Source organism: Falsihalocynthiibacter arcticus, from assembly GCF_000812665.2.
In the GTDB taxonomy this organism is placed as follows: Bacteria; Pseudomonadota; Alphaproteobacteria; order Rhodobacterales; family Rhodobacteraceae; genus Falsihalocynthiibacter; species Falsihalocynthiibacter arcticus.
In genome coordinates this window covers 628972-649917 of the sequence record NZ_CP014327.1, presented here as the reverse complement: position 1 = coordinate 649917, position 20946 = coordinate 628972, and the positions used below count along the sequence as shown (strand labels likewise).

The following is a 20946-nucleotide window of genomic DNA, read 5'->3' as shown; positions in this document are numbered from 1 at the left end:
GACATCTAGCATCGTAGCGTTTCATGACCAGACGCTTTCTCTGGCTCAAGTTCAGAGCAATTTAAACATCACACTAATCTCTACATGACGTGGTGACGAAACTAGCAGGTCCGTGGCCGCTACAACCGTCACTTTGACACTACCCTAATCATACAGAGAAGATCCCGATTTCGGGCTTAACCCCAAGCGGGGTTTTCTGTGTTCCCAACAATTTAGAAAGGAGAAAGTACCTATGGACGGTGCAGGCTTTATTGACGCTAAAACAATCACATCTAACAACTTCGGAGAGCTCTACAAAGCCGACTCTATTGTTCACACTAATTTTGAACCTGACGGCGATGCAACATTCTGGTTTGTGTTGGCCCTAGTTGAAACGCTTTGTCTGACCCGAGCTACTCCAGATGCACAGAAAAAGATAATCCGTTGCCTATCTGACGTTCTGGTTGCTGCACAGGATTCTAAAACGGGACTGTTCGCTTGGCCCAGCGCGAATGATAAATTTGTTGACGGACCTTACTCAAATAACGTGGTTAGGACCGTAAGGGAGGCACTTCTGGAAAAGGGGTTTATAAGGCTGGTTCAGAAGTCGTCAAAGCGTGACGGGCTGGCAAGCATCTATTCCCTGACGAAGCACATTCCCCTGTCATCACTTAAATTTAAGCTCCATTGGATCGGTCCATTGGTCGAAGTGAGAAGCATTAAAGTTGCCAGTGGTGGTATGAAACGCGGAGGGAAACGACTTCCCAGAGCCCAGTTTGAACCTCAGATTAACGAACTGACAGCGGAGGTACGAAGAATCAACAGGCTCAACAAAAAACTTCCGATGATTAGTCCTGACGGCTCTCAGTTTGGTCCAGTTAAGCGGATTTTTAACAACGGGAATTTGCAATCTGGGGGCAGGCTTTATGGAAGCTGGCAAACCAACAAAGAAGTCCAACGACTTGCGATGACTATCGGAGGAGAAGCTGTTTGCGAGATCGATCTGAAGGCAAGTTACCCAAACATTTGTCATGGCATGTTTGGAGGGACGGAGTCACTTGGATCTGATCCATACCAACGGATCAAGTTTGTGAAGAAAGCTGTTGGAGAAGAACGCAAAGCGAAAATGAGGGAATTGGCCAAGTTTTTGGTCGCGTCATTCGTCTCAACAGGTGGTGCCATTACGTCTTTCCCAAAAGGCAGGAAGGCTGACGGACGGACAATCTCGATCCGCGAAGAGTATGGGTTAAGTAAGAAAGTAACTTGTGGCGACCTTATCGCGCAAATTCTCAAAGCATTCCCGACAATGAGACGTTTAGAAGGTAGCGGCAAGTGTGCCATGTTTGCTGAATCCGAGGTCTTTGTTGACGCAATACTGGATCTGGTTGGTCAAGGCATTCCAGCATACCCAATGCACGACGCCCTAATCGTTAGGCAGAAGGATGCAGTACTTGCAGTATGTGCATTGCAGAGATCACTTGAGACAAATTTAAGCTTTGTACCTGACTTAGATATCTCATTTTTGAATGAAGAGGGGCAGGTTTGCAGCGATCTTGCTAAGCGACCAGATGATCTCTCCGGCAGAGCGCTTCAGCAGCACGGTCAGCAACTTTACAGCTTATATTGTGATTCTGACTTTAATGTTTTGGAGGATTTTTAGAGGCAAATCCTTAGTACTATTAACTAGATAGGGGGTATCCTTTGTAAATACAGCAAATAAGTATGAGCTAGGGAAAATCTTTAATTGAGAGGTATAGAGGTATAGAGGAAGGTTTTTCTTTCGTGCTTTATTTGGGGTCGATCCACCGAAAAACATGTTGGTATGGAAATGATGGCTTAGCATAGTCGATCCCCTGAGAGATGCTGGGTAGCTTTTGTCACTGCCAGTCAGCAAAGGCAATTCACTGCAAGCCTTCAGGCCAGTATTGAGGGATGGGTTAATCATTTCCACAAATTGCTCTCTGTGGGACACAGGGCCACTCTCAGGGGGCTTTCCCATGCAGACATTAGTGCCCTTGAGTGGCTGTGTAATATCCGTCGGTAAAGGGCCACCAAATCAAAACAAAGACTGAAAATTAGCCATTTGATTGGCTAAAGCTAGTCTGATCGGGGCTCTCACCTCTGATTCAAAGCCACGTACACCAAAATTGAGTGAGTGTGTGGTGTGCGTGTGTGGTAATCGTGTGTGGGAAGAAGTCTTTGGGTGAGTTTAAGTTATTGAAACTTATACGTAATGCCACTTCAAAAGGTAGTGGCGGAGACGAAGGGATTCGAACCCTCGAACGAGTCACCCCGTTACTCCCTTAGCAGGGGAGCGCCTTCGACCACTCGGCCACGTCTCCGAGGAGCGGTTTAGCCCGTAACTCCCTAGAGATACAAGCCTTTTTTCGAAAAAAAATATAAAGAAGCCAAGTTCCTGTTTTTGTTGATTTTCCCCATTTTGCCCTATTTCTACAATAAAAAAATTGTGCGAGTTTTTGCGAGCCCGAGTTCAAAAAACTCTGCTCTGAAGCAAGGGAGCTTAAGCGGGCCATGGGTAAACACCTTAAACTAAAATCAGGGCTTCTTGCTTCTAATTCTTCTGATCTGTTTTAGTTGCTTAATGGGTTATTTTCGAGAAAGTCTTTGTGTCTCGTTTTCCAATAGAGTGCTTCAATTGGGTAAATCAAATCCGTATCTGAAACTTCTGTGACCGCTTTAAATGGGACCTTCAGCGTAGCGGTCAATAGGGACTAAATAGGGCTTTTACACTTCGGAACACCCGGTGATTGCATTGTGCCGCAGGGAGGAGGGGATGCGAGCGTCGTTGTTTGGGTGTTGCTCGCTTGATCAACTCGTGACTTTTTAGATGCCTTGGTCTATGGAGAGGTCATCTGGCGTGACTAGTGCAAGAAGACCTCTCCATAGACCAAGGCAATTGTTTAAGTGTTGAAGAGGAAATGCATGACGTCGCCGTCTTTCACGAGGTAGGCCTTGCCCTCTGAGCGCATTTTTCCAGCTTCTTTCGCTCCAGATTCGCCATTGTTCGCGACAAAGTCGTCAAATGCGATGGTTTCCGCGCGAATGAACCCTTTCTCGAAGTCGCCGTGAATAACTCCGGCGGCTTTTGGGGCTGTGGCTCCGGCGGGAAATGTCCATGCGCGGGCTTCTTTGGGGCCTACGGTGAAATAGGTGTTAAGGTGGAGGAGTGCGTAGCCAGCCCGGATCAGGCGATCGAGGCCCGCTTCTTCTAGGCCCATTTCTGTAAGGAACATTTCGGCTTCGTCGGCTTCGAGTTGGCTGATTTCCTCTTCAATCGCGGCAGAGATAACCACCGTTGCGGCGCCCTGGTCCGCAGCCATTTCCTCGACGCGTTTGGAAAAGTCGTTCCCCTCAGCAGCCGCGGATTCTTCCACGTTGCATACATACAGGATTGGTTTGGATGTGAGCAGTTGAAGGAGGGACCACGCCCGCGCGTCGTCCTCGTCGACACTAATGGTACGAGCAGGGTTGCCCGCTTCAAGAGCGGCAAGGGCAGCTTTTAGCAAGCGTTCTTGTTGAATGGCGTCTTTGTCGCCGCTGCGCGTTTTGCGTTGCAGGCCTTGAAGGCGCTTCTCGATGCTTTCCATATCGGCCAACATCAATTCGGTCTCGATGGTTTCTGCGTCTTCGACAGGATTTACGCGGCCGTCGACGTGGGTGATGTCGTCGTCCTCAAAGCACCGCAACACATGCGCAATGGCATCACATTCGCGGATGTTGGCGAGGAACTGGTTGCCAAGACCTTCGCCTTTGGACGCGCCTTTTACGAGGCCAGCAATGTCAACGAAGGTCATGCGTGTTGGGATGATTTGTTTTGAACCTGCAATGGCGGCCAATTTATCAAGGCGTGCGTCAGGCACTGCGACTTCGCCAACGTTTGGCTCAATCGTGCAGAACGGGAAGTTCGCGGCCTGCGCGGCGGCTGTTTTTGTCAGCGCGTTAAACAAGGTGGATTTGCCCACGTTTGGCATTCCGACGATACCCATTTTGAAACCCATTACACACTCCATTGGCTAATGTTGGGGCGCATGTAGGGGCCATGTGGGGCCGAGGTCAAGCGGGGCATTGATTTCTGGCTGATTTTCCCGCAAACCATAGCGTGAATGTGCCCTATCTTAGGGCTGGATATAAGTATGACATCGGGAATGGCTATGACACGGATCGACGATAAATTTGCTGAACTCAAGGCTGCGGGCAAAAAGGCCTTTGTGACATATGTGATGGCGGGCGATCCGAACTATGCGGAATCCCTTGAAATCGTGAAAGGTTTGCCGGGTGCTGGGGTGGATATCATCGAGCTTGGTTTGCCGTTTACCGATCCGATGGCGGATGGGGTAACGATTCAATTGGCGGGCCAACGCGCGCTTGCGGGAGGGATGACCCTTCAACGCACACTTGATCTGGCGACGGAGTTTCGCAAGGGCGACGATACCACGCCAATCGTTTTGATGGGCTATTACAACCCGATTTACAGTCGCGGGGTCGCAAAATTCCTCGTTGATGCAAAGGCTGCGGGAATCGATGGCATGATCGTGGTGGATTTACCGCCCGAAGAAGATGTCGAGCTGTGCATTCCCGCTCAAGCCGCTGGGATGAACTTCATTCGTCTGGCGACGCCCACGACGGACGACAAACGCTTGCCCAAGGTTCTGCAAAACACATCGGGGTTTGTCTATTACGTTTCGGTCAACGGAACGACGGGCGCTGCCGAAGCCGAAGTGGGCGATGTTGGGCCAGAAGTGGCGCGGATCAAATCCCAAACCGACCTTCCAGTGATTGTTGGCTTCGGCATTAACACGCCAGAAAAAGCGGAGAATATTGCGCGGACAGCGGATGGCTGTGTGGTTGGTTCGGCAATTGTCGCGCAAATTGGCGCGAGTAAGTCTGTGGCGGATGTTTTGAGCTTTGTTGCGAGTTTGGCCGAGGGCGCACATCGCGGCTAGGGGCCCAGTTTTATATACCCTTATGGATTGAGCCTCGCCACCGTGCGGGGCGTTTTCATTTCATAGTTCCGTCTGAAAAAATTCTGGTCTTGCCCAGAGAAATGCCCTATATGGGCGGTATTGGTAAGATGTTGTTACCAAAATAGAGGAAAGCAACCTAAAATGGCCGTTATCACCAATATCCAAGACCTCAAGGACCTCCACAAAAAACGCACTCCCAAAATGTTCTATGATTATTGCGAGAGTGGCAGTTGGACCGAGCAAACCTTCCGTGAAAACACCACGGATTTCGCGCAAATTCGCCTGCGCCAACGGGTTGCCGTGAACATGGAAGGTCGCAGCACCAAAACCAAAATGATCGGCCAAGAGGTTTCGATGCCCGTTGCGCTCGCGCCTGTTGGGTCGACGGGGATGCAATGTGCGGATGGTGAAATCAAAGCAGCAAAGGCGGCAGAAAAATTCGGCGTGCCCTTCACTTTGTCCACGATGGCCATTTGTTCGATTGAGGATATTGCTGAAAACACAACAGCGCCTTTTTGGTTCCAGCTTTATGTGATGCGGGACGAGGAATTTACGTCTGGCCTGATTGCGCGTGCTAAGGCGGCGAAATGTTCGGCCATGGTCTTGACGCTGGATCTTCAGCTTTTGGGGCAGCGCCACAAGGATTTAAAGAACGGGCTGAGTGTCCCTCCGAAACCAACGCCAAAAGCCATTTTCGATTTGGCTCAGCGCTGGAAGTGGGGCATGGGCATGTTGGGCACCAAGCGCCACACATTCCGTAATATCGTGGGCCACGCCAAGGGTGTTGAAAACATTGCGTCCCTTTCAAAATGGGCGGATTCGCAATTTGATCCGCGCATGGATTGGAATCAAATTAAACGCCTGAAGGACGAATGGGGCGGCAAGCTCATCCTGAAAGGGATTCTGGACGCAGAGGACGCGATCAAAGCGCTTGAAGTTGGCGCGGATGCCATCATTGTGTCCAACCACGGGGGGCGGCAACTTGACGGTGCGCTGTCGTCCATTCGCTCGTTGCCCGCCATCATTGATGCTGTTGGTGACAAAATCGAAGTGCACATTGATAGCGGAATTCGCAGCGGCCAAGACGTTCTTAAGGCAATGGCGATGGGGGCAAAGGGCACCTATATTGGCCGTGCATATATCCACGGCTTAGGTGCCATGGGCGAAGAGGGTGTCACCAAAGCGTTGGAAGTGATCCATAAGGAGTTGGATTACACCATGGCGCTCTGTGGGCACCGTGACATCGAAAAAGTTGGGCGCGATATTTTGTTGATCCCCAAGAATTTCGAAGGCGACTGGCAGTAATTAATCGATCCGCGCATCCCGCCGGAGCAAGTTGAGCAAAAGCGGGATGGCGAGAAGGACGAGCGCCACAAAGATAAACGACGCACGCAGACCTACAACCCCTGCAAGGAAGCCAACAATTGGCGGTCCGACGAAAAATCCAAGATAGCCAATGACCGCAACCCGAGAAATTGCTTGCGAGCGGATTTCGTCGGGAACGCGTCTTCCAACAAGAGCGAAGACCATTGGCGCAATGACTGATACACCTAGGCCAAGTAAACCAAATCCGACATAGGCCCAGATTGGCGAGGGCGCGACGGCGGCAATTACCGCTCCGACTGCTGCGAGAAGAGACGCAATTAAAACAACGCGCGCCTCGGATATACGCGAGACGATAATTTGCCCACCAAAGCGGCCAAACCCCATGGTGAGGCCCAGCATGGCGGGACCAAAAGCGCCCTCGGCGGCGCCACCGCCAAGTGTGCGTTCGATGTGGAGCGCGGACCATCCCTCAACGGAATTTTCTGAAAGGAACGCGGCGAATACAATAAGCCCGCCCCAAAAAACGGCAACACCAAGCGCAGATTTTGTGCCAGATTGAGATGTTTGCACGGGAGCTAAAACACGTGGTTGAATCATTCCAAGCGCGGATATTGAGATCAGGATTAAGAACCCAAATGCCACGATATTGATTGAAGTTTCGCTATCTCGAAAAAGCCCCGCCGATATGGCGGATGCTGCGTATGCGAAGGAAAAAAGGGCATGGTTGAGATTCATCAAGGACGTGCGCTCGCGGCTTTCAATCAACGAAAGCCGCGCGTTCATCACGACGTCAAGAAGGCCCGAAAACGCACCCACAAAGAACATCAACGCCCCAAATAGTATCGGTCCATGTACAAGAATCGGAAACTGAAAAGCTAGCGCAAGTAGGACAGCACCGATTGCCATGCCATAGCGCCCTGCCAGCCGATCAAAAATGGGCGCCAGCCACATAGCCGTAACGGCACCAACGGCACCACATAAAAGAACCCAACCGAAAACAGCATCACTTGCCCCAATTTGCGCCTTAATATCAGGTGCATAGGCAGCGAAGACGCCCCAAATAAAACCCTCAGCCATAAAGGCGGGAGCAGTGTGGCGTGACAAAAGGAGGGATTTTTTTAACAGCATCGCGCAGGCGTCGCATGGGTTTTTTCCCAAAGCAAGCCGCAAAGTTGAGTGAATCCTATATTCCTCTTCACATAGTAGGGATTCTCCCATATACGCGCGACTTCATCGGGCCTTACACCCTTGGAGGAAGGCCCTCTAAACTTAGGAGAATTACTATGGCTGGCAAAATTCCAGACCTAGAAGTCACAGCGCGTACGGGGACAGGCAAGGGGGCCGCTCGTCAAGCACGCCGTGAAGGACTTGTACCAGGTATTGTTTACGGTGGCGGCGCAGAGCCCCAAGCGATTAGCATTCCGTTCAATGTACTTTTGAAGCGCCTCAAAGCGGGCCGTTTCCTTTCAACATTGTTCAACCTGAAAGTTGAAGGCCAAGACGACGTTCGCGTTATCTGCCGGAACGTTCAGCGCGATGTTATAAGAGACTTGCCAACACACCTCGACCTTATGCGCCTTAAGCGTTCAAGTGTTGTGTCACTCTTCATCCACGTTGATTTTATCAACCATGAAGAATGCCCTGGCTTGAAAAAAGGCGGCACATTGACTGTTGTACGTCCAGAAGTTGAACTTGCAGTTACTGCGAGCGACATTCCTGAGAGCCTGACAGTTGATCTGACCGGTCTCGAAGTTGGTGACACAATCACAATCTCGAGCATCAAGCTTCCAAAAGGTGCAAAACCAACAATCGATCGTGATTTCGTTATTGCGAACCTTGCAGCACCGTCGAGCCTTCGTTCCGCGGATGATGAAGCTGACGAAGCTGGGGCTGAAGAAGCCGAAGGCGAAGCAGGCGAAGAATAAGCACTTAACTTTGTGTGATTGGGATATCCCTTTCATAATAAAAGAATTGAAACGCAGGGCCATTTTGGTTCTGCGTTTTGCATTTGTAAGCTCGGCATTCAGAATTTCGCGCGAAATTGCGCTGAGGGCTGGCAATAACCGCGTCCCTCGGCATAGAGTATCCCAACCGTTAGAATTTATACGAAAAGGGACGCTCAAATGACCTGTGTTTTCATCCAAATTCGCTGCAAGCCCGGCACGACCTATAAGGTGGCCGATGAAATCACCCTGCGTGAAATCCATTCGGAACTCTATTCGACCAGTGGAGACTTTGACCTCCTGATGAAGGTCTATATTCCCGAGGGGCAGGACGTCGGCAAATTTATCAATGATAATTTGCTCACGATTGAAGGTATTGAGCGCTCGCTCACCACGCTGACATTTAAAGCATTTTAGATAAAACAGGGAGATTAGAATGGGATTTCTGAAAACATGCGCGCTTGCATTGGGAACTGCGGCCTTGGCAACGGCGTCAATCGCGGAACCACTGAAAGTCGGAATGATAACCACTCTTTCGGGTGGCGGCGCCGGGCTTGGTATTGATGTGCGGGACGGATTTATGCTCGCGGTGAAGCAAGCGGGTGTGGATTTTGACGTTGTGATTGAGGATGATCAGCAAAAGCCTGACGTTGCCGTGCAACTCGCTGACAAGATGATCCAATCCGAGAAGGTCGATGTCCTCACGGGGATTATCTGGTCCAATCTTGCGATGGCTGTTGTGCCTTCTGCGACAGCACAGGGCAAATTCTATCTCTCCCCAAATGCTGGGCCATCCGCGCTTGCAGGCAAAGGATGCAACGCTAAATACTTCAACGTCGCATGGCAAAATGACAACCTACATGAAGCCGCAGGCGCCTACGCAACGGACGCTGGATATGGCAGCAGCTTCATTCTTGCGCCGAATTACCCCGCAGGACAAGACGCGCTCACAGGCTATAAACGGTTCTACAAGGGCGAGGTGAAGGGCGAAATCTATACCAAGCTTGGCCAAACGGATTATGCCGCCGAGATCGCGCAAATTCGGGCGTCTGGCGCTGAAAACGTGTATTTCTTCTTGCCGGGCGGTATGGGGATTTCTTTCCTCAAACAATACGCAGATAGTGGTGTGGACTTACCCCTCGTTGGTCCTGCATTTTCCTTCGATCAGGGAATTTTGCAAGCAGTTGGTGCGGCTGCGCTGGGTGTGAAAAACACCTCTCAGTGGAGCAAAGATATTGATAATGCAGCAAATATTGCATTCGTTGAAAGCTTCCAAGCCGAGTATGGTCGCCTTCCATCCCTCTATGCGAGCCAAGGGTTTGATACCGCGAACCTCCTGATTTCTGCGGCGGCCACAGCGGACGTCAACGACGCGGATGCTTTCCAAGCGGCTCTCGAAGCGGCAGATTTTGATTCCGTTCGCGGCGATTTTTCTTTTGGGCCAAATCATCACCCCATTCAGAACATCTATGTACGTGAGGTCATTCAAGAAGGTGACGTTTTCACAAATAAAATAGTGGCAACGGGCCTGACCAACCATTCGGATGCTTATGCAGCAGACTGCAAAATGTAAATTTGACGGGCAGGGGGCCAAGGCTCCTTGCCCTCATTGATCGCTGTTATTTTGACCAAGCTTCGGCCGGATCGCCCTCGGCATAATCCGCCAAGTCTTCCAGATTTTCGATATCCGCTGAGTTGCGATTGACGGTAACACCAACAGAGCGCAGCTTTGCGAAAGCGCGCGAGAGGCTCTCGGGTTTCATCCCTAAACGACCCGCAATCAGGGCTTTGTCATAGGGCAGAGTAACCGAACATTTTCCGTGTTCGCAATCAGCTAGCGACATCAAAAACTCCGCAACCCGTTGGGCGCCAGTTTGCGCCTTGAGTTGCTCAATCTGTGAGACAAGGCCATGTAAATGGGCGAATGTTGACGCGAGCACAGCGGTACAGACTTCGGGGCGAGCCTGCATGAGATCAAGCAATTTGCTTGCGCTCACTTGGATGACTTTTGCATCCGTAACAGCTTCCGCGCTCACGGGATATGTGTCGCCCTTAAAGGCCACCGCTTCGCCAAAGCTTCGTCCCTGCGTGAAAACGCCCATCACCGCCTCTGCGCCATTTGGCGTGACACGGAAAAGCTTCACCCATCCTTCAATCACGATGAAGATACTGGTTGCGATATCGCCGTGGGAAAAAATCATCTGCCCATGGCTAAAGGAACGCGCATTCGCGTCACTCAAGATATCATCTGCCAAGTCGGTGGGAATGCTCGATAACAAAAGTGAGTTACGAGCTATCGTCCTATACGCGCTGTTCATAGTACTGTATCTCAGGTTTCCGGGGGTGCGTAAAGGGCGCTTAGCTTCTGGTTCGGGCCTTCAGAATGGCCTCAAGTGGTTTTTTCAGCGCGTCTTGCCCCAAGTCCATCACGGCCGTTCCGGCTGTTACATATGGCGTGCGCCACTGCGGGTCTTGGGCTTCGAGCACGGCTTGGGCAAGGTCCTCAGGGGCTGAAATTTGATGGGTCGCGCCTGCATCTTTCAAGCTGTCATAAATATAGGTGAAGTCGGAATAGACAGGACCATGCATCACCAAAGTGTCGAGTGCGAGGGCTTCGTAGGGGTTTTTACCCGGCAAAGGGCCGTCCTGTGACACAAGGCTGTGCCCGATAAAGGCCGTGTGCGCGAGGCGGAAAAATAGGCCAAGTTCCCCCAATGTGTCCGCGAGATAGAGTTGTGTGCTGGTTTGAATGGCGTTTTTTTTGCTGCGCTGTGCGATGCCCGTAAAGAGGGGCCGTGCCATAGAGAGCGTTTCGTTTGCAAATTTGGGATGACGTGGCGCAATTATGAGGAGCAGATCTGGCAACGTTTTGAGCGCGATCAGATGCGCCTTCAGGACACGCTCCTCCTCAGAAGGATGCGTTGATGCGGCGAGCCAATGTGGTCGGGCTCCAATCGCGAGTTCAAGCGCGGCACGCTCCTCTGGAAGATCGGGCAAGGGGGCAGAAGCGATTTTCAACGGGCCGGTCGTTTGGGTGGTTTTTGCCCCCGCGCCCATGGCGATGAAATTATCGCGTGAAACGTCTTCTTGAGTTAATATTCTATCAAACAGCTGTACCATTTTGCGATACACCCCCTTCAAAAACCTCCTTCTGTGGACGGACCTTTCGCTCATGCGCGCATTGATCAGCAGCATAGGTATTTGCATTTTGTGGGTTTCTGTCAAAAGGCACGGCCACATATCCAGCTCGGAAAATACTGCCACACTTGGTTGCCAGTGAGTAAGAAAACGTTGAACCGCAGGAGCATTGTCGCAGGGTTGAAACTGATGAATGACCCGCGAGGGCAGCCCCATGCGCGCAAGGGTGTCAGAGGACGTGCGGGTGTTTGTTGTAAGGACGAAATGCGCCTTAGGGATAGCTTTGCCCAGTTCCGCTAACAGGGTCAGAAGCGAAAGACTCTCGCCCACACTCACTCCGTGAAGCCAAATGACTTCGCCCTTGGGGCGCGGCGTTAAGCCAAGCCCTAGTTTTTCCTGAAACCGGTTCGGATCTTCTTTGCCTTGGGCAAGACGTCGACGCAAAATGAGCCGCCATAGCGGGGCGTTAAAACGCGCGAACAGGAGGTATAGAGAGAGCAATTGCCGATCCTTTGATGGGGTTGTCCAAGCGTACTATAGGGTTCGCGACGCAGGACAAACCAGAAACTATTCTTGTGTCTGTTGGGCAAGCTCCACGACCAACGGTCCGAAATCTTCCACAATAGCCGCGACTCCCTTAGCATTCGGATGAATCGCATCATCCTGCATGTAGGTTGTCAAAGCAGACGTGTCGTTGAGTTTTGTGCGAAAACTGGTGAAGAAATCGGGATAAAGCAGCGTCTCAAAGTCCGTCGAGAGGGCTGGAAACATATCATCAAATTCCGCCTTGAACTCGGGTCCGAAATTATTCGCGCTGGGCAAACCAACCAGCAAAACAGGGAGGTCGCGACTTTGCAGAATTTCAAGGATTTCAGTAAGGTTTTTACGGCTGTCGCTCGGAGCAATCCCGCGCATCATATCGTTCCCGCCCAACTCAACGATCACGGCGTCGACGTCAGGCGTGAGAGTCCATTCGATGCGCGACCGTCCCCCCGCAGTGGTGTCGCCCGAAACCCCCGCATTGATAAGACGAATATCGTGGTTATTTTCATCAAGCCAGCCTTGGAGTTGTGCGACCAAGCCGTCCTCCTGAGGGAGGCCGTAGCCCTGCGTTAAACTATCCCCAAGCGCCGCAATGACGACAGTTTCGGCCTGAACGCGTGCACTCATTAGATTTGTCGCTAAAATCACTGGAATCAGAAGCTTGTACCCCGACAGAAAAGGCCCATATAAAAAAGCTACCCTAAGGCGAGGAATATTGAACATGTCTGACACGGTCCTTTCGCTAACAGATGTGACGCTCTCGCTTGCGGGCAACGCGGGCGTTATTGATATATTGAAGGGAATTTCCCTTGATGTCACCCGCGCAGAAACATTGGCGCTGATCGGGCCTTCGGGGTCGGGAAAGTCTTCTCTTTTGATGGTCATGGGCGGGCTTGAACGGGCGAATTCGGGGCAGGTTTTGGCATTGGGTCAAGATTTGTCAGCGATGAATGAAGACGCGTTGGCGCGCTTTCGTAGAAAACATATGGGAGTTGTGTTCCAATCTTTCCACCTCATTCCCACAATGACTGCATTGGAAAATGTTGCGACCCCTCTTGAGCTTGCAGGGGATGCAGATGCGTTTGATCGCGCGCGCGCGGAACTCGAGGCCGTGGGGCTGGGCGCGCGGGCGGGGCACTACCCGTCTCAGATGTCTGGTGGCGAGCAACAACGGGTTGCTTTGGCTCGCGCGGCGGCGCCACGGCCCGACATCTTGCTCGCGGATGAGCCAACAGGGAATCTGGATGGCGCGAATGGTGCGGCGGTCCTCGATTTACTCATGGGGCTAAGGGAGCGCCACGGGGCGACCTTAGTTTTGGTCACACATTCAAACGGTCTCGCGGCGCAATGTGATCGCGTTATTCGGCTTGTGGATGGCGAATTGGATGTGCAGCGAGAGGCCGCCGAATGAGTCTTCGCATGGCCGCTCGTATTGCCCGCCGCGAGTTGCGTGGCGGTCTCTCGGGGTTTCGCGTTTTCGTCATGTGCTTGGCTCTGGGAGTCGCCGCGATTGCGGCGGTCGGATCCGTTCGGTCGGGGCTTGAACAAGGGCTTGCAGATGAGGGCGGTGTCATCTTGGGCGGGGATGCCGAACTGAAGTTCACCTATCGTTTTGCCGACGAAGACGAACGTGCGTGGATGGCCAATGTTGCAACCGAAATATCGGAAGTCGCGGATTTCCGTTCGATGGCCGTCACCCAAAAAACGGGATCGCAAGAAGAGCGTGCGCTGACGCAACTCAAGGCGGTAGATGCGCAATACCCGCTCATCGGCGACATTGTTTTGGACGGCGCACCTGATCTTGCCTCCGCTTTCGCAGCCATTGATGGCGTCCCCGGTGCGGTGATGGATCCGGTTCTGATTGCGCGGCTTGACTTGCAAATTGGTGACAAATTTACCCTAGGAACACAAGAGTTTCGATTGACCGCTTCCTTGCTGCGAGAACCTGATGCTGCAGGATCAGGCTTTGGTCTTGGGCCACGCACCATGGTGCTTCGAAACGATTTGGCCCAATCCGGACTTCTTGAGCCGGGTACGCTCTTTGAATCCAAATACCGTCTGCGCCTTTCGGAAAACACCGATCTGGAAGGGCTCAAGACTGTGGCGATTGAACAGTTCGCCGATAAGGGTGTTCGGTGGCGAGATATGCGAAACGGTGCCCCGGGAATATCTCGGTTTGTGGAACGGATCGGCGCGTTTTTGGTGCTCGTAGGACTTGCGGGATTGGCAGTTGGCGGGGTTGGGATTTCGGCCGCTGTCCGTACGTATCTTGAAGCCAAAACCGAAGTAATCGCGATTCTGAAAACTTTAGGGGCCGAAGGGCGGACGATTTTTGCTGCCTACTTTATTCAAATTGGCGTGCTGACACTCTTTGGAATTGGCTTAGGGCTTATTTTGGGGGCGGTTCTTCCGTTCGCAATTGCGCCGTTACTCGCGGCACGGTTCCCGTTCCCGATTGATATTTCGTTTCATGCGGCACCAATGATCGAAGCTGCAATCTATGGCGCTTTAACGGCTCTGCTCTTTACACTTTGGCCCCTCGCCAAAACCGAAAATATACGCGCCGCCGCGCTTTTTCGCTCAATCTCGGGTGGAGAAAGCGGATGGCTACGGCCCCGATACATCGTTGTCACGGGCCTTCTCTTGGCACTCCTCGTGTTTACGGCGGCATCTTTCTCTGGCGTTCCTCGCCTGACACTTTGGGCGTTTGTTGGCGTACTAGGCGCGCTAGCCCTCTTGACCCTGATGGCAGGTGGTTTGCGCATAATTGCGCGCAAAATGGGCATTTTCGCGCGCGGAAATACAGCTGTGAGAATGGCGCTGTCGTCCATCGCCGCACCTGGGGGGAAGCACGGTCCGTCGTCCTTTCGCTTGGCTTAGGTCTTTCGGTTTTGGCCGCCGTCGGACAGATAGATTCAAACCTGCGGGCGGCGATTTCCCAAGATTTACCCGACGTGGCTCCGAGCTATTTTTTCGTCGATATTCAGCCGGATCAACTTGCAGGCTTTGAGGAACGTGCCGCAACGGATGAAGGTGTAGATCGTGTTCAATCCGCGCCGATGCTTCGGGGTGTTATCACGCAGATTAATGACCACCCCGCGCGAGATGTTGCGGGGGACCATTGGGTTTTGCGGGGGGATCGGGGTGTGACCTATGCGGCGCTACCTCCTGAAAATACCACGCTCACCAATGGCGACTGGTGGCCCGAAGATTATTCAGGCCCACCGGTTATGAGCTTTGGGGCCGAAGAGGCCGCCGAGATGGGCCTCAAGCTTGGGGACCGGTTGACCGTCAATATTTTGGGCCGCGATCTAACGGCCGAAATTACCAGCTTTCGGTCAGTGGATTTCTCGGACGCGAGTATGAATTTCGTGATGATTTTCAACCCGTCAGCCCTTGAAGGCGCGCCTCACAGCCATATCGCAACGGTTTATGCCCAAGAAGAGGCCGAAGCGGCCTTTGTGCGGGATGTTTCGCGGGCGTATCCAAATGTGTCTGCGATCCGCGTTCGCGATGCAATTGCGCGCGTGACGGAAGCGTTGGGGGCCATTGCTGCGGCCACGTCCTTTGGGGCGGCAGCAACGTTGCTAACAGGATTCATCGTGCTGATTGGTGCGGCGGCAGCGGGGGAACGTGCGCGTGTTTTTGAAGCCGCGGTCCTGAAAACGCTTGGCGCGACACGTGGCACAATCCTCGCGAGCTTTGCTTTGCGAAGTGCTCTTTTGGGAGCCGCGGCGGGCGTTGTGGCGACACTAGCAGGGGCCATCGCGGGGTGGGCGGTTATGGTTTTCGTTATGGAAAACTCGTTTCGATTTAACTGGATGTCCGCCATCACGATCATCGTCGGTGGGGCTGCTATTACAACAATTGCCGGTCTGATATTTGCGTGGCGTCCCTTGGCTACACGGCCTGCGCCAATCCTTCGCGCACGCGAGTAATTGGATTTGGGTGCGCGGCCGGTGCTTAAAACGCTTTCCAAACCACCCCAGCGGCAGGGACTTTTAAGCCTTCGTGTTCGAGATCTTCAGGGGCATAGTTGACATAGAAACGGTGCGTTTGCGTATCCCGAATGCGCAATCCGTCCGGAAGGTCCGTCACTTCCATCTCTAGATCAACACAGGTTTCAGCGATCAATTTGAATAGGGTTTCGTCGTCGAACCATCCCGCTAAATAGTTGAGATTACCGTTTGAAACGATGGCAGGGCGGCCATCGGCGGTGCTCCAGCGAATGGGCGCTTCCCCTTCAAGGTGTTCAAACCAGTGGCGGATGGTGCCACCGTTTTGCAACGCAATTGCGCAATTGGGCGGGATGCTTTCGGTGTTCACGACCTTGCTATCGAGGTTCGGCAGGTTTGGTCCAAGCGGAACAGAAATCGACATCTCGTCTGTTTTGACATTGCTGCGAGGACCAATGAGTGCCGTCCCTTGGAACGTAGTAAGTGCGGCCATCAAGGAGGGCGGAATGACCATGAGGCCTGGAGCAAGAACCAATTTGTATTGGTTCAAATTCTGGGTGTCGGCCGGTAGAATATCGACGGATAATCCCGCTCGGCGTAGGGCGCGGTAGTGCGACATACAAAGGCGGAAGTAGTCGAAATCCGCGCCTTGTGGCTGCACGTCCCATGCCCATGCCGACGTGTAGTCAAAAATCAATGCGACGCGCGCGGTCGCGGTTCCGGCATTTGGAATGGTCGAAATTTCTTTGGATACTTGCAAAACTTCAGCGAGGGCTGGCGCGTCAACTCCATCAGGCCGAAGGAGCGCCGTATGCATTTGTTCCTGCGCAAAAGCGGGCTGACGCCAGCGGAAAAAACAGACGGTTTCCGCGCCATGGGCGAAAGCTTCCCACGCCCAAAGGCGCTCCATTCCGGGGAGGGGAGCAGGGTTATAAGGCGCCCAATTCACGGGGCCGGGCTGTTGCTCCATGATCCACCAGCGGCCTCTGCCAACGGAGCGGTAAAGATCGTGATGGAAGGCCTGCATGTCGGGGTCGCCTTGGCGCAAATAGCGAGCTTTGTGCTCGGGCGTGCCTTCGAGTCGGTCGGACAAGAAGCCGAGGGGATAGCTATCCCAGCTGGCAATATCGAGGTCTTCGCCAACGGTATAATGATCAAATTCGGTGATGCGCCCCATGTAATTGTGGATCAGCGGTGCATCAGTGTGGGCGCGTAAAATCTCGGTTTGAACGCGGTTGAAAGCGACAACTTGGTCAGAAGAATACCGCCGGAATGCCATGACGTGGGCTGGACTTGGGTCGGTGACTGTTAAGTTTGGAAGTTCGATTTGGTCGAATGTGTTATAATCCAAGGACCAGAAGACATTACCCCAAGCGCGGTTTAACGCATCGGTGGACTGATACTTCTGCGCGAGCCAATCGCGAAAGCCGTCTCGTGCATGGGTGGAGTAGGAAAGGGTCGTGTCGTGGCAGCCATACTCATTATCGGTTTGCCACGCGGCAATATGAGGGTTTTTGCCATAGCGTTCAGCCAAAATACGGGTGATCCGCGCGCATTCTTGCCGGTAGCCCAAGTGGCTAAAACAATAATTGCGGCGTGACCCGAATTTGCGTCGAACGCCATCGGGTGTCACGATATTCATATCGGGATGTTTGTTGAGCATCCAACGCGGTGGTGTCGCGGTGGGAGTCCCGAGAATGACCTTCAGACCCGCTGCGCCCAAAACATCAATTGCGCGGTCGAGCCATTCGAGTTCCAGCCGCCCAGACGCGGGTTCCATGCGCTGCCACGCGAATTCGCCGATGCGCACCCATGTGAGGCCTGTTTCGACCATGCGCCGTGCATTGTCGGCCCATTCTTCTTCGGGCCAATGTTCCGGATAATAGCAAACGCCGAGGGTTCTTTTCATAGGATGACTTGGTTCTCTTGTTGGCCTTTGGCGACGTCTTTGGCAAGGAAAGTAGCGCCTGCCATTGGCTCTTTTTCTAAGATTTCAGCACTCAATCCAACACGCGCAGTTGTGATGAGGAGGTCGGTTAAACCTTCGCCACCAAAGGCGGGGCAAGATGTTTGGCTCGCTTCTGGACAGGCAACGGTTTCGAGCAAAACACCGTCGGGGTTGTAGCACGCAATGCGGTTTAGGCCCCACTGTGCGTTCCACAAATAACCCCGCATGTCGATCACGGATCCATCGGGGTTGATGCCCTCTTTCGAGAGGTCGAGCCAAAGTTCGCTGGAGCCCGTTGGCCACCCGTCCTTTGGGTTAAGCTTCTGGCGTCGAATGGCTTTTTCGGCCGTGTCACTATAGTAGGCATAGGCCCCTTCAGGCGAGAAACAGATCGAATTGCTGATCGAAATATCAGAATAGAGACGGCGAAGTTCGCCCTTGTAATAGCGATAAATTGCGCCTGCGTTCGTCTCCGCATTGATGCCCATTGTCCCGATCCAAAAGCCGCCATAGGTGTCTGCGCGGCCATCATTTGAACGGGTGATGGCGTCGTCGGCTTCAAGGTGACAAAGCTTGCGAACGGTTTTGCCTGAGTTCAAATCGAACAAGAATAGTGCCGTTTGACTGGCGATCAAAAGCTCGTTTTCAGAGACCCAACCTGCTGCCGATACATGTTCGTCAAAGCTCCATTCCTTAGGGCCATCCGCGCCCAAAGTTAGGAGCTTTTTCCCCATGATATCGAACCAATAATATTGCTTGCGAAGGGGGTGCCACAGGGGGCCTTCCCCAAGGATACAGGTGCGGGAATCAAAGAGCGTGGCTTGGGTCATGTGTGTGTCTCCTGCGTGATTTTGTCATAGGCGGTGACCATTTCTACGGCGCGTTTATGCACATCGTCGGCTGTGAACCCAGGTTTGTAAAGACCCGTTCCAATGCCAAAACCGGAGGCCCCCGCTTGGAGAAGTTCGGCGAAATTCGCGGGGCCAACCCCGCCGACCATGAACACGGGAACCTCGGGAGGAAGGACGGCACAGATTGCCTTGAGGCCCTCGACGCCGAGGAGAAAGGATGGGAAAATTTTAATGCCGTCGGCACCGGCGTGGATGGCGGAAAAACATTCGGTTGGGGTTAGTACGCCGGGAAAACTCTGGAGGCCCAGACGTTTGGTTTCTTTGATCACCTCAACATTTGCATTCGGTGAGACAATAAGCTTGCCACCTAGGTCTGCCACCGCGCGTACGACCTCGGGGGTCAATACGGTCCCTGCGCCAATTAACGCGCGGTCGCCATAGGTTTTGACCATTGATGCAATACTCACCAACGCATCCGGTGAGTTCATCGGCACTTCAATGCGGTCGATGCCTGCCTCAAGAAGGGCGGCAGAGACATCGAGGGCTTCGGCGGGGGTAACGCCACGAATAATGGCGATCAGGGGGCGGCTCATTTGGAAGTCTCCTTAAGAGAAAGATAGGTCGTTGCAAGGCCCGCGAGCGTAAGGTTCTCGGCCTCGGGAATCGTGGGAGCACACCCCAGTTGGCGCAGGGCGGTTGCGTAAAGGTTTGTCAGGCCCTTTGCGCCAATAATCGCAATGTCTTGACCCAGCCAATAGGGTCGTGCTGCGGCAAGTTCTGCACCAAGTAGCAAGCCCGAGAGGCGCGCACGTGCGGAGGCCGCAGGGAGGTCGTTAAGAAGGGATTCTGCGCGCAGAGAAAACAGGCGCGCGGCCATGCTTTCGGGTTTGGATAGCGCGTCGTCAATCGCTTGCGAAAAGGCTGCATCGTCCCAATCTTCCGTAGTAACAGAATGGCGCAAGACGGAATAATCGGACAAACACGCAAAAAGTTCGCCCGTCATGAAGGTTTGAAAACTCACGACTTCGCCCGCACTGATCCGCGCCCATTTGGTATGGGTTCCCGGAAGACAAACAACGCCATCAAAGATGGGGTTCAAGGCCAGAAGCCCCGCAATTTGGGATTCTTCGCCGCGCATAACGTCGGCGGGTTTGTCTTGTTTTAAACCCGCAATAAGATGGACCGAAAGGCGCGGGTCGTGAGTGTCTACACGGGTGGTATCCCCGCTGCAGGGTGTACAAGGCACGGTGCGATAACGGGCTTCTTGCCACCCCTGTCGTGAGCCGACCATTCCGCATGCGACCACGGGCGTTTTGTCAGACAACCAAGGCTCAACCAATGACAACAGGGCGGGTTCAAACGCGTCTTGGGTGAGCTTACCCATGCCTTGGTCGGAACTCGCTTCAGCAAGAATGTCACCCGTGTGTGACATGGCCCAAGCCCGTAGATTGGACGTGCCCCAATCAACTGCAATCCAATCTGGCCTAATCGCGCGCGCCATTATCCTGTCACCACAACGCCGCCGTCAATGACGAGGGCTTGCCCTGTCATCATCTTGCTTGATTTCGAGGCGAGGAACAGGACGCCCCCCACGATGTCTTCGGGGGCAAGGGATGCGTTGAGGCACTGTTTGTCGAGGTGCCCAGCCAAGCCCTCTGGCGTGACCCACATGTCGATCTGTTTTTGTGTTAGAACCCATCCCGGAGCGAGGGCATTTACCCGCACTTTGTCAGGGCCAAACTCGCGTGCAAGGCTGCGGGTCAGACCATTGATGCCTGAGTTGGCGGTGGTATATGCGGGGTAGCCTGCGCCGCCCATCATGTAGGAAATGGAGGTGAAATTGATAATGCTGCCGCCGCCCGCATCCCGCATGCCTTCAAAGGCTGCTTGGCACGCGAAGAAATAGGATTTGAGGTTGATGGCCTGTGACCAATCCCAAAATTCTTCGGTCACTTCGAGGGTTTCGTGGCGCTGGTCGTTGGCCGCGTTGTTGACCAAAACGGTTACGGGTCCATGCGCTTTTGAGGCTGTATCGAGTGCACCTTTGAGGGCTGGAATATCCGAAACATCACATGGAATGAAAAGGGGGCGTGATCCCGTTTCCTTTTCCATTTCGTCACAAAATGCGGTGGAATCAGAGCGTTGAACAAATGCGACTTGGGCACCTTGGCGCAGAAAACCTTCGGTCAGTGACGCGCCAATACCTGAACCGCCTCCGGTGATGAAAACGGATTGGCCCTTTAGGTCGGGATAAATTGCTGTGTCGCTCATGGTCGG

The 20946-nt window shown here is 53.1% G+C and carries 17 protein-coding genes, 1 tRNA gene and 1 pseudogene; 8 read left to right on the top strand and 11 right to left on the bottom strand.

Features of this window, described 5'->3' with window-relative positions:
- The first annotated feature begins 232 nt into the window (after positions 1-232).
- Positions 233-1639: a hypothetical protein gene (locus RC74_RS03195; RefSeq protein ID WP_039004014.1), complete on the top strand. Its 1407-nt coding sequence runs from the start codon at positions 233-235 to the stop codon at positions 1637-1639.
- A gap of 592 nt (positions 1640-2231) precedes the next feature.
- Here the strand turns inward: RC74_RS03195 and RC74_RS03190 are convergent.
- Together RC74_RS03190 and ychF are read right to left on the bottom strand one after the other, a co-directional pair.
- Positions 2232-2321 (bottom strand) — tRNA-Ser (locus RC74_RS03190).
- Between the two features lie 579 nt (positions 2322-2900).
- Positions 2901-3998: a redox-regulated ATPase YchF gene (gene ychF / locus RC74_RS03185; protein ID WP_039004013.1), complete on the bottom strand. Its 1098-nt coding sequence runs from the start codon at positions 3996-3998 to the stop codon at positions 2901-2903.
- A gap of 153 nt (positions 3999-4151) precedes the next feature.
- On the opposite strand from ychF, the gene trpA reads away from it, so the two are divergent.
- Together trpA and RC74_RS03175 are read left to right on the top strand one after the other, a co-directional pair.
- Positions 4152-4943, top strand: a complete 792-nt coding sequence (gene trpA / locus RC74_RS03180) for a tryptophan synthase subunit alpha (protein WP_039004012.1) — start codon at positions 4152-4154, stop codon at positions 4941-4943.
- A 162-nt stretch (positions 4944-5105) separates the two neighbouring features.
- Complete coding sequence (locus tag RC74_RS03175) at positions 5106-6269, top strand: alpha-hydroxy acid oxidase (protein WP_062628123.1); 1164 nt, start codon at positions 5106-5108, stop codon at positions 6267-6269.
- On the opposite strand, the gene RC74_RS03170 is transcribed toward RC74_RS03175, so the two are convergent.
- A complete protein-coding gene (locus RC74_RS03170; RefSeq protein WP_039000677.1) occupies positions 6270-7418 on the bottom strand; it encodes an MFS transporter in 1149 nt (382 codons plus the stop codon). It lies immediately after the preceding gene.
- Between the two features lie 155 nt (positions 7419-7573).
- Here RC74_RS03170 and RC74_RS03165 point away from each other — a divergent pair, with 155 nt between their 5' ends.
- The 3 genes from RC74_RS03165 to RC74_RS03155 all read left to right on the top strand — a co-directional run bounded on the left by RC74_RS03165 (position 7574) and on the right by RC74_RS03155 (position 9806).
- Positions 7574-8215 (top strand): 50S ribosomal protein L25/general stress protein Ctc, encoded by a 642-nt coding sequence (locus RC74_RS03165; protein ID WP_039000679.1) that lies wholly within the window; start codon positions 7574-7576, stop codon positions 8213-8215.
- A gap of 198 nt (positions 8216-8413) precedes the next feature.
- The gene (locus tag RC74_RS03160) at positions 8414-8650 is read left to right on the top strand and encodes an Lrp/AsnC ligand binding domain-containing protein (RefSeq protein ID WP_039000680.1); all 237 of its coding nucleotides are present in this window, start codon (positions 8414-8416) and stop codon (positions 8648-8650) included.
- A 19-nt stretch (positions 8651-8669) separates the two neighbouring features.
- On the top strand, positions 8670-9806 hold the full coding sequence (locus RC74_RS03155; protein WP_039000681.1) for an ABC transporter substrate-binding protein: 1137 nt from the start codon (positions 8670-8672) through the stop codon (positions 9804-9806).
- 46 nt (positions 9807-9852) lie between these two features.
- Here the strand turns inward: RC74_RS03155 and RC74_RS03150 are convergent, their stop codons facing one another.
- The 3 genes from RC74_RS03150 to RC74_RS03140 all read right to left on the bottom strand — a co-directional run bounded on the left by RC74_RS03150 (position 9853) and on the right by RC74_RS03140 (position 12541).
- On the bottom strand, positions 9853-10473 hold the full coding sequence (locus tag RC74_RS03150) for a Crp/Fnr family transcriptional regulator (RefSeq protein ID WP_335339576.1): 621 nt from the start codon (positions 10471-10473) through the stop codon (positions 9853-9855).
- 118 nt (positions 10474-10591) lie between these two features.
- The gene (locus RC74_RS03145; protein ID WP_062628122.1) at positions 10592-11872 is read right to left on the bottom strand and encodes a 3-deoxy-D-manno-octulosonic acid transferase; all 1281 of its coding nucleotides are present in this window, start codon (positions 11870-11872) and stop codon (positions 10592-10594) included.
- Positions 11873-11938: 66 nt separating this feature from the next.
- On the bottom strand, positions 11939-12541 hold the full coding sequence (locus RC74_RS03140) for an arylesterase (RefSeq protein ID WP_052274648.1): 603 nt from the start codon (positions 12539-12541) through the stop codon (positions 11939-11941).
- Positions 12542-12635: 94 nt separating this feature from the next.
- On the opposite strand from RC74_RS03140, the gene RC74_RS03135 reads away from it, so the two are divergent.
- Together RC74_RS03135 and RC74_RS03130 are read left to right on the top strand one after the other, a co-directional pair.
- Positions 12636-13325, top strand: a complete 690-nt coding sequence (locus RC74_RS03135; RefSeq protein WP_039000683.1) for an ABC transporter ATP-binding protein — start codon at positions 12636-12638, stop codon at positions 13323-13325.
- Positions 13322-15852 (top strand): annotated as a pseudogene (locus RC74_RS03130) (ABC transporter permease). The gene RC74_RS03135 and the pseudogene RC74_RS03130 overlap by 4 nt, the downstream one beginning before the upstream one ends.
- 25 nt (positions 15853-15877) lie before the next feature.
- Here RC74_RS03130 and RC74_RS03125 read toward each other — a convergent pair.
- From RC74_RS03125 to RC74_RS03105, 5 genes are read right to left on the bottom strand one after another with little or no spacing between them, the layout of a single operon-like run.
- Positions 15878-17779 (bottom strand): beta-galactosidase, encoded by a 1902-nt coding sequence (locus tag RC74_RS03125; protein WP_039000685.1) that lies wholly within the window; start codon positions 17777-17779, stop codon positions 15878-15880.
- Entirely contained in the window at positions 17776-18648 is an 873-nt protein-coding gene (locus tag RC74_RS03120; RefSeq protein ID WP_039000686.1) for an SMP-30/gluconolactonase/LRE family protein, read from the bottom strand. Before RC74_RS03120 ends, RC74_RS03125 begins: the two co-directional genes overlap by 4 nt.
- Positions 18645-19262 (bottom strand): 2-dehydro-3-deoxy-6-phosphogalactonate aldolase, encoded by a 618-nt coding sequence (locus tag RC74_RS03115; RefSeq protein WP_039000688.1) that lies wholly within the window; start codon positions 19260-19262, stop codon positions 18645-18647. Before RC74_RS03115 ends, RC74_RS03120 begins: the two co-directional genes overlap by 4 nt.
- Positions 19259-20170, bottom strand: coding sequence for a 2-dehydro-3-deoxygalactonokinase (locus tag RC74_RS03110; protein WP_039000689.1), 912 nt, complete (start codon positions 20168-20170; stop codon positions 19259-19261). Before RC74_RS03110 ends, RC74_RS03115 begins: the two co-directional genes overlap by 4 nt.
- Complete coding sequence (locus RC74_RS03105; RefSeq protein WP_039000690.1) at positions 20170-20940, bottom strand: SDR family NAD(P)-dependent oxidoreductase; 771 nt, start codon at positions 20938-20940, stop codon at positions 20170-20172. Before RC74_RS03105 ends, RC74_RS03110 begins: the two co-directional genes overlap by 1 nt.
- Positions 20941-20946 lie beyond the last annotated feature (6 nt).

Excerpts from the sequence above, each read along its gene's own strand:
- RC74_RS03195 (WP_039004014.1), top strand. The coding sequence starts at position 233 with ATGGACGGTGCAGGCTTTATTGACGCTAAAACAATCACATCTAACAAC.
- ychF (WP_039004013.1), bottom strand. The coding sequence starts at position 3,998 with ATGGGTTTCAAAATGGGTATCGTCGGAATGCCAAACGTGGGCAAATCC.
- trpA (WP_039004012.1), top strand. The coding sequence starts at position 4,152 with ATGACACGGATCGACGATAAATTTGCTGAACTCAAGGCTGCGGGCAAA.
- RC74_RS03175 (WP_062628123.1), top strand. The coding sequence starts at position 5,106 with ATGGCCGTTATCACCAATATCCAAGACCTCAAGGACCTCCACAAAAAA.
- RC74_RS03170 (WP_039000677.1), bottom strand. The coding sequence starts at position 7,418 with ATGCTGTTAAAAAAATCCCTCCTTTTGTCACGCCACACTGCTCCCGCC.
- RC74_RS03165 (WP_039000679.1), top strand. The coding sequence starts at position 7,574 with ATGGCTGGCAAAATTCCAGACCTAGAAGTCACAGCGCGTACGGGGACA.
- RC74_RS03160 (WP_039000680.1), top strand. The coding sequence starts at position 8,414 with ATGACCTGTGTTTTCATCCAAATTCGCTGCAAGCCCGGCACGACCTAT.
- RC74_RS03155 (WP_039000681.1), top strand. The coding sequence starts at position 8,670 with ATGGGATTTCTGAAAACATGCGCGCTTGCATTGGGAACTGCGGCCTTG.
- RC74_RS03140 (WP_052274648.1), bottom strand. The coding sequence starts at position 12,541 with ATGAGTGCACGCGTTCAGGCCGAAACTGTCGTCATTGCGGCGCTTGGG.
- RC74_RS03135 (WP_039000683.1), top strand. The coding sequence starts at position 12,636 with ATGTCTGACACGGTCCTTTCGCTAACAGATGTGACGCTCTCGCTTGCG.
- RC74_RS03125 (WP_039000685.1), bottom strand. The coding sequence starts at position 17,779 with ATGAAAAGAACCCTCGGCGTTTGCTATTATCCGGAACATTGGCCCGAA.
- RC74_RS03120 (WP_039000686.1), bottom strand. The coding sequence starts at position 18,648 with ATGACCCAAGCCACGCTCTTTGATTCCCGCACCTGTATCCTTGGGGAA.
- RC74_RS03115 (WP_039000688.1), bottom strand. The coding sequence starts at position 19,262 with ATGAGCCGCCCCCTGATCGCCATTATTCGTGGCGTTACCCCCGCCGAA.
- RC74_RS03110 (WP_039000689.1), bottom strand. The coding sequence starts at position 20,170 with ATGGCGCGCGCGATTAGGCCAGATTGGATTGCAGTTGATTGGGGCACG.
- RC74_RS03105 (WP_039000690.1), bottom strand. The coding sequence starts at position 20,940 with ATGAGCGACACAGCAATTTATCCCGACCTAAAGGGCCAATCCGTTTTC.